Genomic DNA, 12759 nt, shown 5'->3' with positions numbered 1-12759 from the left:
AAGGGAGTGCGGAAAGTGAGTTTGGAGCAATACTCTCAAGAACAATTGCGAGAGATGTCTTTCGTCGAACTTGCGTATTTGCTATTGTGTGAGAAAAAGCAGACGGTATCATTTCAAGAGATGGTCGAACAGCTCGTCGCGATAAAAGGGTTATCCGAAAGTGAAGTGCGCCCGCGCTTGGCGCAGTTTTATACAGATTTAAACGTCGATGGACGGTTTATTTGTATCGGGGAAACAGCTTGGGGCTTGCGCGCATGGTATCCATACGATCAAACAGAAGACGAAGCGGTACCTGTGGAACGCGTCAAGAAGAAGAAAAAAGCGGCCGATGACTTTGATGATTTCGATGAGCTAATGGATGAAGATGAACTCGTATACGACGATTTAGATGAAGAATTGTTAGAGGACGAGGAATTGCTTGACGATGAATTTGCTTTAGACGAAGATGAAGAAGTGATCGACGATTTATTAGATGAAGAACTAGATTTAGACGATGCTCCGATTGACGAAGAATTAGATGTCGTCGATGAAGAGCTTGAGTTAGAAGAAGATGAGGAATTATAACCTTGACTTTTTACATCGATATATGTAGAATTCTGTTTGGGCTCTTTTCATAGAGATACGTTCGCTCCCTTACTAATTTGTAAGTGGAGCGTTTTTATTTTTCCCCGAATTCGCACACACTGTAACTATTCCAAATGAGTTGAGGGGGAAGGTTTCATGACCAAATATATTTTCGTAACAGGTGGCGTTGTATCATCGCTTGGGAAAGGAATTACGGCTGCATCACTTGGCCGATTGCTAAAAAATCGCGGCTTAAAAGTGACGATTCAAAAATTTGATCCATACATTAACGTTGACCCGGGGACGATGAGTCCGTATCAACACGGAGAAGTATTCGTCACAGATGATGGCGCAGAAACAGACTTAGATTTAGGACATTACGAGCGCTTTATCGACATTAACTTGAACAAATACAGCAACGTAACGACGGGAAAAATTTACTCCACTGTATTGAAAAAAGAACGTCGCGGTGATTATTTAGGCGGTACGGTACAAGTCATTCCGCACATTACGAATGAAATTAAAGAGCGCGTCTTTCGCGCAGGTCGCGAAACGAATGCGGATGTCGTTATTACAGAAATCGGAGGGACAGTTGGTGACATTGAATCCCTCCCGTTTTTAGAAGCGATTCGTCAAATAAAAAGCGACGTTGGCCGCGAAAACGTGATGTACATTCATTGTACGCTTGTCCCGTACATTAAGGCGGCAGGTGAGATGAAGACGAAACCGACGCAACATAGCGTCAAAGAATTGCGCAGCCTAGGCATTCAACCAAACGTGATCGTCGTGCGCACAGAAATGCCGATGTCCCAAGATATGAAAGATAAAATCGCCCTATTTTGCGACATCGATCCGAAAGCGGTCATTGAAGCGCGTGACGCTGACACGTTATACGCTGTCCCGCTTATGCTTCAAGAACAAAAGTTAGACCAAATCGTTTGCGAACATTTAAAACTAAACTGCAACGAAGCGGATATGACAGAATGGATCGCGCTCGTTGAAAAAGTGCGCAACTTATCAAACAAAACAACGATTGCCCTCGTCGGAAAATACGTCGAGCTTCAAGATGCTTACATCTCTGTCGTGGAAGCGTTACGTCATGCGGGATATGCGTTTGATACGGATGTCGATATTCGTTGGATTAACTCCGAACATGTTGATCGGGACAACGTGGCGCAATTGCTGCAAGGAGTAAACGGTATTCTCGTTCCAGGCGGATTTGGCGATCGCGGCATCGAAGGAAAAATTGAAGCGATTCGCTACGCTCGCGAACAGCGCATTCCGTTCCTTGGCATTTGTTTAGGCATGCAGCTGGCATCCGTTGAGTTTGCCCGCCATGTCGTCGGTTTAAAAGGCGCTCACTCGGCAGAAATTGATCCGAATACGCCGCATCCGATTATCGATTTATTGCCGGAACAAAAAGACATTGAAGATTTAGGCGGAACGCTTCGCCTCGGCTTATATCCGTGCAAGCTTGTAGAAGGAACGAAAGCGTATGATGCGTATCAAGATGAAGTCATTTATGAGCGCCATCGTCATCGTTATGAATTTAATAACGAATATCGTACGATGATGGAAGAGAACGGCTTTATGTTTTCAGGTACAAGCCCAGATGGCCGTCTTGTAGAAATTATTGAGTTAAAAGATCATCCGTGGTTTGTTGCGGCGCAATTCCATCCGGAATTTACATCTCGCCCGACACGTCCACAACCTCTTTTCCGCGAATTTATTCGCGCATCGCTAGAAAAATAATAGAGGATGTCCGCTATGGGCATCCTCTTATTCATATTCGCTCACAATTTCTTTTGTCATCAGCACTAAACTATGATAAGCGAACAAAGCAGCGACTGCCGAAGGGAAGCCGATACGTGTGCCATCTTCTGTTGGAACGAGCGGCTGTTTTAAACATAAATCAATATGCACATCGACGTGGTCGACAAGCGATGTCTCCATCGCCTCCACAATAGATGACATACCGATCGTCCATATGTTTTGTTCGCGTAGTTGTTTGGCGAGGCGAATTGCTTCTTCATCTGTGCAAAAGCGGGAGATGATAAGCACGCGATCCACAGTTGTTACATCGTCCATATTGAACCGTTTGACGTTTGGGAATCGTTCAGCCCCATGCAACGCTTCAACAACGACCGCTTCCATTTCACCAATCCCGTAAATGAAAATCGTTCCTTCGCTAATCATCGCTTGCGCAAGCAGCCGTGCCGCATCTTCAAACTGTTGTTCTTCTTGGGCACTTATTCGTTGAAACACCCCTGCAAGTTGTGTGCATAATATTTTTAACATGACTAATCTCCTTTTCATGCGACTACTCGTTTGTTGTTCATTATATTAAAAAATAAAAAAATGATCAAAATTCGAACAGCAAGCAGGATAAATGGTAAAAATTTCGAAATAATGATACGATAATAAAAATAGGGGTATGATATAAAGAGAAAATAGAGGTGTTGAGTATGGCGGGGAAGATTTTAATTGTGGACGACCAGTTTGGCATTCGTATTTTACTAAATGAAGTGTTTCAAAAAGAAGGATACGAAACGTACCAAGCGGCGAACGGCATTCAGGCGCTCGATATATTTGCGAAACATTCTCCCGATTTAGTGCTGTTAGATATGAAAATTCCTGGGATGGATGGGGTAGAAATTTTAAAGAGAATGAAACAGATGAACGAACATGTGAAAGTCATCGTGATGACGGCCTACGGAGAACTCGATATGATTCATGAAACGAAAAAGCTCGGTGCGTTGACGCATTTTGCGAAACCTTTTGACATTGATGATATGCGTGATGCAGTAAAAAAATATATTGGTTAACCATTGACAGCTTTTTGAACTTTTTTCACAAAGTTTTGTTCGTTTCGGTGAATAATGTTGATGGATGGAAACAAAGTTTGTTATTCTTATAATGTACATACTATTCGAGACCGTCTTGTATAAATTTGTCGTATTTTGGTCATTGTACATGTGAAAGGCGCTTTCGGATAGTGAACAATGGCTACATTTAAGGAGGATTTAACGATGCCTTTAGTTTCAATGACGGAAATGCTTAAGCAAGCATTGGCGGGTAAGTATGCGGTCGGTCAATTCAATATTAACAACTTAGAATGGACGCAAGCTATTTTAGCGGCGGCAGAAGAAGAGAAATCTCCTGTCATTCTTGGTGTGTCTGAAGGAGCAGCTCGCTATATGGGCGGCTTTAAGACGATTGTAAACATGGTGAAAGGATTAATGGAAGACATGAATATTACTGTTCCTGTCGCCATTCACCTTGACCACGGTTCGAGCTTTGAAAAATGTAAAGCAGCGATCGATGCTGGATTTACGTCCGTTATGATTGACGCATCCCATCACCCGTTTGAAGAAAACGTTGACATTACATCAAAAGTAGTAGAGTACGCTCATGCGCGCGGGGTGTCTGTTGAGGCTGAACTCGGAACAGTCGGCGGACAAGAAGATGACGTTGTTGCAGAAGGAATCATTTATGCAAATCCAGATGAGTGCGAAGAGCTTGTGAAGCGTACAGGCATTGACTGTTTAGCACCTGCGCTCGGCTCTGTGCACGGCCCATACAAAGGTGAGCCGAAGTTAGGATTTAAAGAAATGGAAGAAATTCGTGATCGTACAGGTGTGCCGCTCGTATTGCATGGTGGAACAGGCATTCCAACAGAGCAAATTCAACGCGCCATTTCTTTAGGTACATCAAAAATTAACGTCAATACAGAAAATCAAATGGCGTTTACAAAAGTAGTGCGCGAAGTGTTAGCGAAAGACGAAAAAGTGTACGATCCTCGTAAATTCCTTGGCCCTGGTCGCGATGCGATTAAAGAAACAGTGATTGGCAAAATGCGCGAGTTCGGTTCTTCCGGCAAAGCGTTGTAATACAAGCCGCGCCGTTTCAGCCTTGCTGAAGCGGGCGGTTTTGTTTCATTCCATTTTGAAAGCGTTTAGGAGGTTGAAAATTATGAAATTTTTTATTGACACAGCGAACATTGACGAAATTCGCCACGCTCACGAACTTGGCATTTTAGCGGGGGTAACGACCAATCCGAGCCTCGTTGCCAAAGAAAACGTATCATTCCACGATCGCCTTCGTGAAATTACTTCTCTCGTTTCAGGCTCCGTTAGCGCTGAGGTGATTGCAACAGATGCAGAAGGAATGATTGCAGAAGGAGAAGAGTTAGCGAAAATTGCTCCAAACATTACAATTAAAGTGCCAATGACGCCAGAGGGACTAAAAGCGGTAAAAGTGTTTAGTGAAAAAGGAATTAAAACGAACGTCACGCTCATCTTTAGCGCAAATCAAGCGTTGTTAGCGGCACGCGCTGGTGCAACGTACGTCTCTCCATTTTTAGGACGCCTCGATGATATCGGTCATAACGGCTTAGATTTAATTGAAACGATCGCAAACATTTTTGCGATTCACGATATTGAAACGGAAATTATCGCCGCATCTATCCGTCATCCACAACATGTGACAGAAGCGGCATTAAAAGGGGCGCACATCGCGACAGTTCCTTACAACGTGTTGATGCAACTGTTTAAGCATCCACTAACAGATCAAGGCATCGAAAAGTTTTTAGCAGACTGGAATAAAGCGAACCAAAAATGATGATCGAACCGTTTTCCGTCGCGTTTTAGTACTTGCTTTGCGAGAAGGGAGACAAATATGGAAAAGTTAAAAATCGTTGGCGGTGACCTTCTTCGAGGCTCCGTGCGCATTAGCGGGGCGAAAAATAGCGCTGTCGCTCTCATTCCCGCCGCTATTTTAGCCAACTCACCTGTAGTCATTGAAGGGTTGCCGAACATTTCAGACGTTCATGTGCTAGGACAGTTAATTGAAGAAATTGGCGGGACGTTTCATTTCGATGAAAACGAAGTTGCCATCGACCCGTCGCATATCGTTTCCATGCCTTTACCGAACGGAAAAGTAAAAAAGTTGCGCGCGTCATATTATTTAATGGGCGCCATGCTAGGACGTTTTAAAAAGGCGGTCATCGGTCTTCCGGGTGGGTGTCATCTCGGTCCGCGTCCGATCGACCAACACATTAAAGGATTCGAGGCGCTCGGGGCGAAGGTAACAAATGAACAAGGCGCGATTTATTTACGGGCGGAAGAGCTTCGGGGTGCGCGCATTTACTTAGATGTCGTTAGCGTCGGGGCGACGATCAACATTATGTTAGCTGCTGTCTTAGCGAAAGGGAGAACGATTATTGAAAACGCGGCAAAAGAACCGGAGATTATTGATGTAGCGACGCTGTTAACAAATATGGGTGCGCGCATCAAAGGAGCAGGAACAGACGTCATTCGCATTGATGGTGTTGAACAGTTGCACGGTTGCCGCCATTCCATTATTCCGGATCGCATTGAAGCGGGGACGTACATGATTATCGGTGCAGCAATGGGAAAAGAAGTCGTCATTGATAACGTCATTCCACAACATTTAGAAGCTGTGATTGCGAAAATGCGCGAGATGGGCGTTAGTGTGGAAACGAGCGATGACCAAATTTTTGTAGCGACGAAAGATCACTTACGCGCAGTCGATATTAAAACGCTCGTTTATCCGGGCTTCCCGACCGATTTACAACAGCCATTCACTTCACTATTAACGAAAGCGTCTGGGACGAGCATCGTCACCGACACGATTTATAGTGCGCGTTTCAAACATATTGATGAATTGCGGCGCATGAACGCCAATGTGAAAGTCGAAGGGCGTTCAGCGATCATTACAGGACCATCGCGGCTGCAAGGGGCAAAAGTGCGTGCGACCGATTTGCGCGCAGGAGCAGCGCTTGTCGTTGCTGGATTAATGGCCGAAGGGATTACAGAAATTACAGGGTTGGAACATATTGATCGCGGCTATAGCAACTTAGTTGACAAACTGGCCAATCTTGGCGCGACGATTTGGCGCGAACAAATGACTGAACAAGAAATTGAACAAATGAAGAACATATAATGCATCAAAGGGGAGAGGGAGAAACGATGGAAAGAAGTTTATCAATGGAGCTTGTCCGAGTGACAGAGGCGGCTGCGCTAGCCGCAGCGCGCTGGATGGGGCGCGGCAAAAAAGACGAAGCGGATGAAGCTGCCACGTCCGCTATGCGCGATGTATTTGACACCGTTCCGATGAAAGGAACAGTCGTCATCGGAGAAGGTGAAATGGATGAAGCTCCGATGTTATATATTGGCGAGAAGCTCGGTAACGGTTACGGTCCGCGCGTCGATGTAGCGGTCGACCCGCTTGAAGGGACAAACATCGTCGCTTCTGGTGGTTGGAATGCATTAGCTGTTGTAGCAGTAGCAGATCACGGTAACTTGCTTCACGCACCAGACATGTATATGGACAAAATTGCGGTTGGACCAGAAGCGGTCGGCATGATTGATATTAACGCTCCCATTATCGATAATTTAAAAGCTGTCGCTAAAGCAAAAAATAAAGATGTGGAAGACGTTGTAGCGATCGTTTTGAATCGTCCGCGCCATGAGCGCATCATTGCCGAGTTGCGCGAAGCGGGGGCGCGCATTAAGCTTATTAATGACGGCGACGTTGCGGCGGCGATCAATACAGCGTTCGATCATACAGGGGTAGACATTTTGTTCGGTTCAGGCGGTGCACCAGAAGGGGTATTAGCCGCTGTCGCGCTCAAATGTCTCGGTGGAGAAATACAAGGAAAACTGTTGCCGCAAAACGATGCTGAAGTAGAACGATGCAAGAGCATGGGCTTAGATATAAACCGTGTGTTGCGCATGGAGGACCTCGTCAAAGGGGATGACGCTATTTTTGCCGCAACGGGTGTCACTGACGGGGAATTGCTTCGCGGCGTTCAATTCAAAGGGGCGTACGGAGAGACGCATTCAATTGTCATGCGGGCGAAATCAGGAACCGTTCGTTTTATTGAAGGACGCCATAGCTTGAAGAAAAAGCCGAACCTTGTTATGAAGTGATCGCGAGATGCGCGAACTTTTTGCGCTCTCGCTCTTTTTCTATTGATTGACAATATGAAAAAAGGGTAAAATAGTCGTGTTACGTCCCTTCTCATCATCTTTTCATCTTCGCTGTTTCCATCCAAAGAGAAATTCATCAAAATAAATAAAAGAGTGGTGTAAGTATGGAGCTAGGAGATTTAACGATTGCAACGCTAGAAAATATGACAATTAAAGAGCTATATGAGTTAGCTCGCCAATACAAAATTTCATATTACAGCAAACTGACAAAAAAAGAATTAATTTTTGCGATTTTAAAAGCGCGCGCCGAGCAAGACGGCCTCTTTTTCATGGAAGGCGTGCTTGAAATTATTCAATCAGAAGGATTCGGCTTTTTGCGTCCGATTAACTATTCCCCGAGTTCGGAAGATATTTATATTTCCGCATCGCAAATTCGTCGTTTTGATTTGCGCAACGGTGATAAAGTTTCAGGAAAAGTGCGGCCGCCAAAAGAAAATGAACGATATTTCGGCTTATTGCACGTTGAGGCTGTAAACGGTGAAGACCCAGAAATCGCGAAAGAACGCGTCCATTTCCCAGCGCTCACACCGCTTTACCCAAGCCGTCAAATGAAGCTGGAAACGACGCCGGACAAGCTATCTACCCGCCTCATCGACTTGATTGCTCCGATCGGATTCGGTCAGCGCGGCTTAATTGTCGCACCGCCAAAAGCAGGAAAAACGATGTTATTAAAAGAAATCGCCAACAGCATCACAACGAATCACCCTGATGTTGAACTGATTGTCTTGCTCATTGATGAACGCCCAGAGGAAGTGACGGACATTGAACGTTCTGTATCAGCCGATGTCGTCAGCTCCACGTTTGATGAAGTGCCAGAAAACCATATTAAAGTGGCGGAGCTTGTGCTCGAACGGGCGATGCGTCTTGTCGAACATAAGCGTGACGTCGTCATTTTAATGGACAGCATTACGCGGTTAGCGAGGGCGTACAACTTAGTCATTCCGCCAAGCGGGCGTACGCTTTCGGGAGGAATTGACCCAGCGGCATTCCATCGTCCGAAGCGATTTTTCGGGGCGGCGCGCAACATTGAAGAAGGGGGCAGTTTAACAATTTTAGCTACCGCCCTTGTCGACACAGGTTCGCGCATGGATGACGTCATTTACGAGGAATTTAAAGGAACAGGAAACATGGAGCTTCATCTCGACCGATCACTAGCGGAAAAACGTATTTTCCCTGCCATCGACATTCGTCGTTCTGGCACGCGAAAAGAAGAGTTATTAATTCCGAGGGAACATTTAGAAAAATTATGGGCGATTCGCAAGACGATGTCGGACACGCCAGACTTTATTGAACGTTTTATTCAACGTTTAAAGCAAACGAAAACGAACGACGAGTTTTTTGCGATGTTAGATGAAGAGTGGAAAGCAAATGGAAATTTAAAACGGTTATAAATGGATAGTTGCAAAACATCGGGACGGTTGTTATAATTTTATCATGTGTGTTTTTCATTGCATATAAACTCTGTTTCGAAAAGATTCAGGGCGGAAGGAGATGAAATGAGATGAAAGCAGGAATCCATCCAAACTATAAAAAAGTGATGGTTAAATGTGCGTGTGGAAACGAGTTTGAGAGCGGTTCTGTTAAAGACGAAGTGCGCGTAGAAATTTGCTCAGCGTGCCATCCATTCTACACAGGACGTCAAAAATTCGCTTCTGCTGCAGGACGTGTTGATAAATTTAACAAAAAATACGGCCTTAAGTAATCCGTATGTCATGAAAACAGGCAAGCGAACATTTTTCACTTGCCTGTTTTTTTCGTGAAAGCTTGAAAGAAAGGGGACGCCCTCATGTATGTTATGAAGCAATCCGGCTGGCTTGAAGTCATTTGTGGCAGCATGTTTTCGGGAAAATCAGAGGAGCTCATTCGTCGTGTACGCCGCGCGCAGTTCGCGAAGCAAGAAGTGAAAGTGTTTAAGCCAGCGATTGATAATCGATATAGCGAAGAAGCTGTCGTTTCCCATAATGGAACATCTGTTATCGCTATTCCTGTGTCATGTGCATCAGACATTCGCAAGCATATTACTGCGCATACGGACGTTGTGGCAATTGATGAAGTGCAGTTTTTTGATGAGCATGTCGTTGCCGTCGTGCAACAGCTTGCTGATGAAGGGTATCGCGTCATTGTAGCTGGATTGGACCAAGACTTTCGCGGTGAGCCGTTCGGTCCCGTTCCAACGTTAATGTCCATCGCTGAATCGGTGACAAAGCTACAAGCTGTTTGTACTGTCTGCGGTTCCCCAGCATCGCGCACGCAGCGGCTCATTGACGGACGTCCTGCATCTTATTATGATCCTGTCATTTTAATCGGTGCGAGCGAATCGTACGAACCACGTTGCCGCCATCATCATGAAGTGCCCGATCATCCAGCGAAAAATAAAACATGTACAGAGACGGCGACTCGTCCATAAGGGCGAGTTTTTTCGTATGATCGTTTATGATATAATGAAAAGTCGAGGTGAGAAAAATGTTCGATCGTTTACAAGCGGTAGAAGCCCGTTATGAAAAATTAAATGAACTATTAATGGATCCAGATGTGTTAAATGATCCGAAAAAGTTGCGTGATTACTCAAAAGAGCAATCCGATTTAGCTGAGACTGTCCAAACGTATCGTGAATATAAAACGGTGCGTGAGCAGCTTGCGGATGCGAAAGCGATGCTTGAAGAAAAGCTCGATCCAGATATGCGCGAAATGGTGAAAGAAGAAATTAGCGAACTAGAAGAGCGTGAAGAGCAGCTTGTTGAAAAACTAAAAGTATTGTTGCTTCCGAAAGATCCGAACGATGATAAAAACGTTATTATGGAAATTCGCGGAGCGGCAGGTGGAGAGGAAGCAGCGCTTTTTGCAGGCGATTTATATCGCATGTATACGCGCTATGCCGAGTCGCAAGGGTGGAAAACAGAAGTCATTGAAGCACATCCGACAGGACTTGGAGGCTATAAAGAAATCATTTTTATGATTCAAGGAAAAGGAGCGTATTCGAAGCTGAAGTTCGAAAACGGTGCCCATCGCGTTCAGCGTGTACCAGAGACAGAATCAGGCGGGCGCATTCATACATCAACGGCGACAGTCGCTTGCTTGCCGGAGATGGAAGAAATCGAAATTGAAATTAACGAAAAAGACATTCGTGTCGATACGTTTGCATCAAGCGGTCCGGGGGGGCAAAGCGTCAATACGACGATGTCAGCCGTTCGTTTAACGCACATCCCAACAGGTATTGTCGTGTCTTGCCAAGACGAAAAATCGCAAATTAAAAATAAAGAAAAAGCGATGAAAGTATTGCGTGCGCGCATTTACGATAAATACCAACAAGAAGCGCGTGCGGAGTATGATCAAACGCGCAAACAAGCCGTCGGAACAGGAGATCGCTCCGAGCGCATTCGCACATACAACTTCCCACAAAACCGCGTGACCGATCATCGCATCGGCTTGACGATTCAAAAGCTTGATCAAGTGTTAGAAGGAAAGCTAGACGAAATTATTGATGCGCTCATTTTAGACGATCAATCGAAAAAATTGGAGCAAGCGAACAATGAGCAGTAAAATATATGAAGTCCTTCAATGGGCTTCTTCTTTTTTCCGAGAGCACGGCAAAGAAGAAACGGCTGCAGAATGGTTGTTGCGCCACCATTTGCACATGACGCGCGCGCAATTATTTGCTTCGTTGCGTGAACCAATCGATGAAACGAGCAAGCAAACATTTATCGCTGATGTAAAAAAACATGCGCTTGAACATATACCGATTCAATATTTAATCGGATATGAACAGTTTTACGGACGAACGTTTATCGTGAATGAACACGTACTCATTCCGCGTCCAGAAACGGAAGAGCTCGTCGCCCACATACTTGCACGTACGACCGAACAGCCCCTTCGTCTAGTTGACGTCGGAACAGGGAGCGGGGCGATTGCCATTACGTTGGCGTTAGAGCGGCCAGCATGGCAAGTGTATGGCATTGATATTGCCGTCCGATCGCTCGAAGTGGCTAAACAAAATGCCGAAAAGCTTGGCGCTCACGTGCATTGGCTCGAAGGAGACTTACTTAAGCCGATCATCGAAAAAGGGATAACGGTCGATATCGTCGTTTCCAATCCGCCATACATTCCATCGCACGAAATTTCGACGCTATCGCCCGTCGTACAAAAAGAACCGCTCCGCGCACTTGTCGGTGGCGAAGATGGTTTGTTGTTTTACCGCCGTTTGACGCAGCAACTTCCCCGCGTCGTTTCCGATCGATCGCTTATTGCGTTTGAAATCGGTCACGGTCAAGGTCGAGCTGTTCAAGCGATGTTGCAACATGCATTTCCTTCTGCGCGTGTGGATGTGATGTGTGATATAAACGGCAAGGAGCGCATCGTCATCGCCGATCTCGCTTCCGAGTAACATCGGAAGCTTTTTTATATTTTTTTATTTTCATAGTTTATAACGCTTCTCCCCTGGTTACAATGCATAACAAGAAAGGGGAGGTAAACGATGAACAAATACGTTATGATGGTATATATAACAATGGTGATGATTGGTGCGATTGTCGCGATATACGGACAACAAACGGAAGCGCAAGGAGATGTTGTCATTCCAAATGAAGCGGTGCGGCTACGCATTTTAGCAAATAGCGATGCACCAGCTGATCAAGCGTTAAAACGTGCCGTTCGCGATGCGGTAAACGATCAAATTACAACATGGGTGAGCGATTTAACGTCATTTGAAGAAGCAAAACGAGTAATTGCCGAACATATACCGGAAATTGAACAAACCGTTGCGCGCATTGTTCGCGAAAAGAAGAGCGACCAATCGTATACAGTAACGTTCGGACGCGTGTCGTTTCCGACAAAAATATATGGATCGTACATATATCCTGCCGGGGAGTATGATGCCGTATTAATTACGCTCGGCAAGGGTGAAGGGGCGAATTGGTGGTGCGTTTTATTTCCACCGCTTTGTTTTCTCGACTTTTCCACAGGTGAAGCGGTTCGTTCTGTGGAAAAACGAAATGAACAACAAGAAGAAGCTGTACAAACAGACGCAACTCCGCTCGTTGTTGATGATGAACAGGAAGTAGAAGTGAAATTTTTCGTTGCGGAAGTATGGAAAAAGCTGATGCAATAAATATATCCACAAAATTATCAACAAAAAGAAGAAACTTATTCACAATTTGTGGACAATTATTGTGTATGTTGTGGCAAT

14 protein-coding genes are annotated in these 12759 nt (G+C 45.1%); 13 read left to right on the top strand and 1 reads right to left on the bottom strand.

The features are described 5' to 3' along the window. Positions 1–15 precede the first annotated feature (15 nt). Together rpoE and K1I44_RS04895 are read left to right on the top strand one after the other, a co-directional pair. Positions 16–564 carry a DNA-directed RNA polymerase subunit delta gene (gene rpoE, locus K1I44_RS04900; protein WP_035044959.1) on the top strand — a complete coding sequence of 183 codons (549 nt, stop codon included), beginning with the start codon at positions 16–18 and terminating at the stop codon, positions 562–564. A 156-nt stretch (positions 565–720) separates the two neighbouring features. After that, the gene (locus tag K1I44_RS04895) at positions 721–2316 is read left to right on the top strand and encodes a CTP synthase (protein WP_219985444.1); all 1596 of its coding nucleotides are present in this window, start codon (positions 721–723) and stop codon (positions 2314–2316) included. A 27-nt stretch (positions 2317–2343) separates the two neighbouring features. On the opposite strand, the gene K1I44_RS04890 is transcribed toward K1I44_RS04895, so the two are convergent. Next, positions 2344–2862, bottom strand: a complete 519-nt coding sequence (locus K1I44_RS04890; RefSeq protein ID WP_219985443.1) for a DUF2529 domain-containing protein — start codon at positions 2860–2862, stop codon at positions 2344–2346. 167 nt (positions 2863–3029) lie between these two features. Between K1I44_RS04890 and K1I44_RS04885 the strand changes: the two genes are divergently transcribed. The 11 genes from K1I44_RS04885 (at position 3030) to spoIIR (ending at position 12681) form a co-directional block, all read left to right on the top strand. Further along, the gene (locus K1I44_RS04885; protein WP_003397047.1) at positions 3030–3389 is read left to right on the top strand and encodes a response regulator; all 360 of its coding nucleotides are present in this window, start codon (positions 3030–3032) and stop codon (positions 3387–3389) included. Positions 3390–3593: 204 nt separating this feature from the next. Further along, the gene (locus tag K1I44_RS04880) at positions 3594–4454 is read left to right on the top strand and encodes a class II fructose-bisphosphate aldolase (RefSeq protein ID WP_003397045.1); all 861 of its coding nucleotides are present in this window, start codon (positions 3594–3596) and stop codon (positions 4452–4454) included. 82 nt (positions 4455–4536) lie between these two features. After that, the gene (fsa, locus tag K1I44_RS04875) at positions 4537–5184 is read left to right on the top strand and encodes a fructose-6-phosphate aldolase (RefSeq protein WP_003397044.1); all 648 of its coding nucleotides are present in this window, start codon (positions 4537–4539) and stop codon (positions 5182–5184) included. Between the two features lie 57 nt (positions 5185–5241). Then, the gene (locus K1I44_RS04870) at positions 5242–6528 is read left to right on the top strand and encodes a UDP-N-acetylglucosamine 1-carboxyvinyltransferase (RefSeq protein WP_003397043.1); all 1287 of its coding nucleotides are present in this window, start codon (positions 5242–5244) and stop codon (positions 6526–6528) included. 26 nt (positions 6529–6554) lie between these two features. Continuing rightward, positions 6555–7517: a class II fructose-bisphosphatase gene (gene glpX / locus K1I44_RS04865; protein WP_003397041.1), complete on the top strand. Its 963-nt coding sequence runs from the start codon at positions 6555–6557 to the stop codon at positions 7515–7517. A gap of 164 nt (positions 7518–7681) precedes the next feature. Beyond that, entirely contained in the window at positions 7682–8968 is a 1287-nt protein-coding gene (gene rho / locus K1I44_RS04860) for a transcription termination factor Rho (RefSeq protein WP_003397040.1), read from the top strand. Positions 8969–9078: 110 nt separating this feature from the next. Further along, positions 9079–9279, top strand: coding sequence for a 50S ribosomal protein L31 (gene rpmE / locus K1I44_RS04855; RefSeq protein ID WP_003397039.1), 201 nt, complete (start codon positions 9079–9081; stop codon positions 9277–9279). 84 nt (positions 9280–9363) lie between these two features. Continuing rightward, positions 9364–9984, top strand: coding sequence for a thymidine kinase (locus K1I44_RS04850; RefSeq protein ID WP_219985442.1), 621 nt, complete (start codon positions 9364–9366; stop codon positions 9982–9984). Positions 9985–10040: 56 nt separating this feature from the next. Beyond that, positions 10041–11117 (top strand): peptide chain release factor 1, encoded by a 1077-nt coding sequence (prfA, locus tag K1I44_RS04845; RefSeq protein WP_003397036.1) that lies wholly within the window; start codon positions 10041–10043, stop codon positions 11115–11117. After that, positions 11107–11958: a peptide chain release factor N(5)-glutamine methyltransferase gene (gene prmC / locus K1I44_RS04840; protein WP_219985441.1), complete on the top strand. Its 852-nt coding sequence runs from the start codon at positions 11107–11109 to the stop codon at positions 11956–11958. The genes prfA and prmC overlap by 11 nt, the downstream gene beginning before the upstream one ends. Positions 11959–12048: 90 nt before the next feature. Then, positions 12049–12681 (top strand): stage II sporulation protein R, encoded by a 633-nt coding sequence (gene spoIIR, locus K1I44_RS04835; protein WP_219985440.1) that lies wholly within the window; start codon positions 12049–12051, stop codon positions 12679–12681. The last annotated feature ends 78 nt before the right edge of the window (positions 12682–12759 follow it).

It is taken from the genome of Anoxybacillus sp. ST4, from assembly GCF_019448545.1.
GTDB lineage: Bacteria > Bacillota > Bacilli > Bacillales > Anoxybacillaceae > Anoxybacillus > Anoxybacillus pushchinoensis.
This window is presented reverse-complemented; position numbering and strand designations above follow the sequence as displayed.

Bases quoted from the DNA above. Each gene is read 5' to 3' on its own strand.
- K1I44_RS04895 (WP_219985444.1), top strand. From the start codon at position 721: ATGACCAAATATATTTTCGTAACAGGTGGCGTTGTATCATCGCTTGGG.
- K1I44_RS04890 (WP_219985443.1), bottom strand. From the start codon at position 2,862: ATGTTAAAAATATTATGCACACAACTTGCAGGGGTGTTTCAACGAATA.
- K1I44_RS04885 (WP_003397047.1), top strand. From the start codon at position 3,030: ATGGCGGGGAAGATTTTAATTGTGGACGACCAGTTTGGCATTCGTATT.
- K1I44_RS04880 (WP_003397045.1), top strand. From the start codon at position 3,594: ATGCCTTTAGTTTCAATGACGGAAATGCTTAAGCAAGCATTGGCGGGT.
- fsa (WP_003397044.1), top strand. From the start codon at position 4,537: ATGAAATTTTTTATTGACACAGCGAACATTGACGAAATTCGCCACGCT.
- K1I44_RS04870 (WP_003397043.1), top strand. From the start codon at position 5,242: ATGGAAAAGTTAAAAATCGTTGGCGGTGACCTTCTTCGAGGCTCCGTG.
- glpX (WP_003397041.1), top strand. From the start codon at position 6,555: ATGGAAAGAAGTTTATCAATGGAGCTTGTCCGAGTGACAGAGGCGGCT.
- rho (WP_003397040.1), top strand. From the start codon at position 7,682: ATGGAGCTAGGAGATTTAACGATTGCAACGCTAGAAAATATGACAATT.
- rpmE (WP_003397039.1), top strand. From the start codon at position 9,079: ATGAAAGCAGGAATCCATCCAAACTATAAAAAAGTGATGGTTAAATGT.
- K1I44_RS04850 (WP_219985442.1), top strand. From the start codon at position 9,364: ATGTATGTTATGAAGCAATCCGGCTGGCTTGAAGTCATTTGTGGCAGC.
- prfA (WP_003397036.1), top strand. From the start codon at position 10,041: ATGTTCGATCGTTTACAAGCGGTAGAAGCCCGTTATGAAAAATTAAAT.
- prmC (WP_219985441.1), top strand. From the start codon at position 11,107: ATGAGCAGTAAAATATATGAAGTCCTTCAATGGGCTTCTTCTTTTTTC.
- spoIIR (WP_219985440.1), top strand. From the start codon at position 12,049: ATGAACAAATACGTTATGATGGTATATATAACAATGGTGATGATTGGT.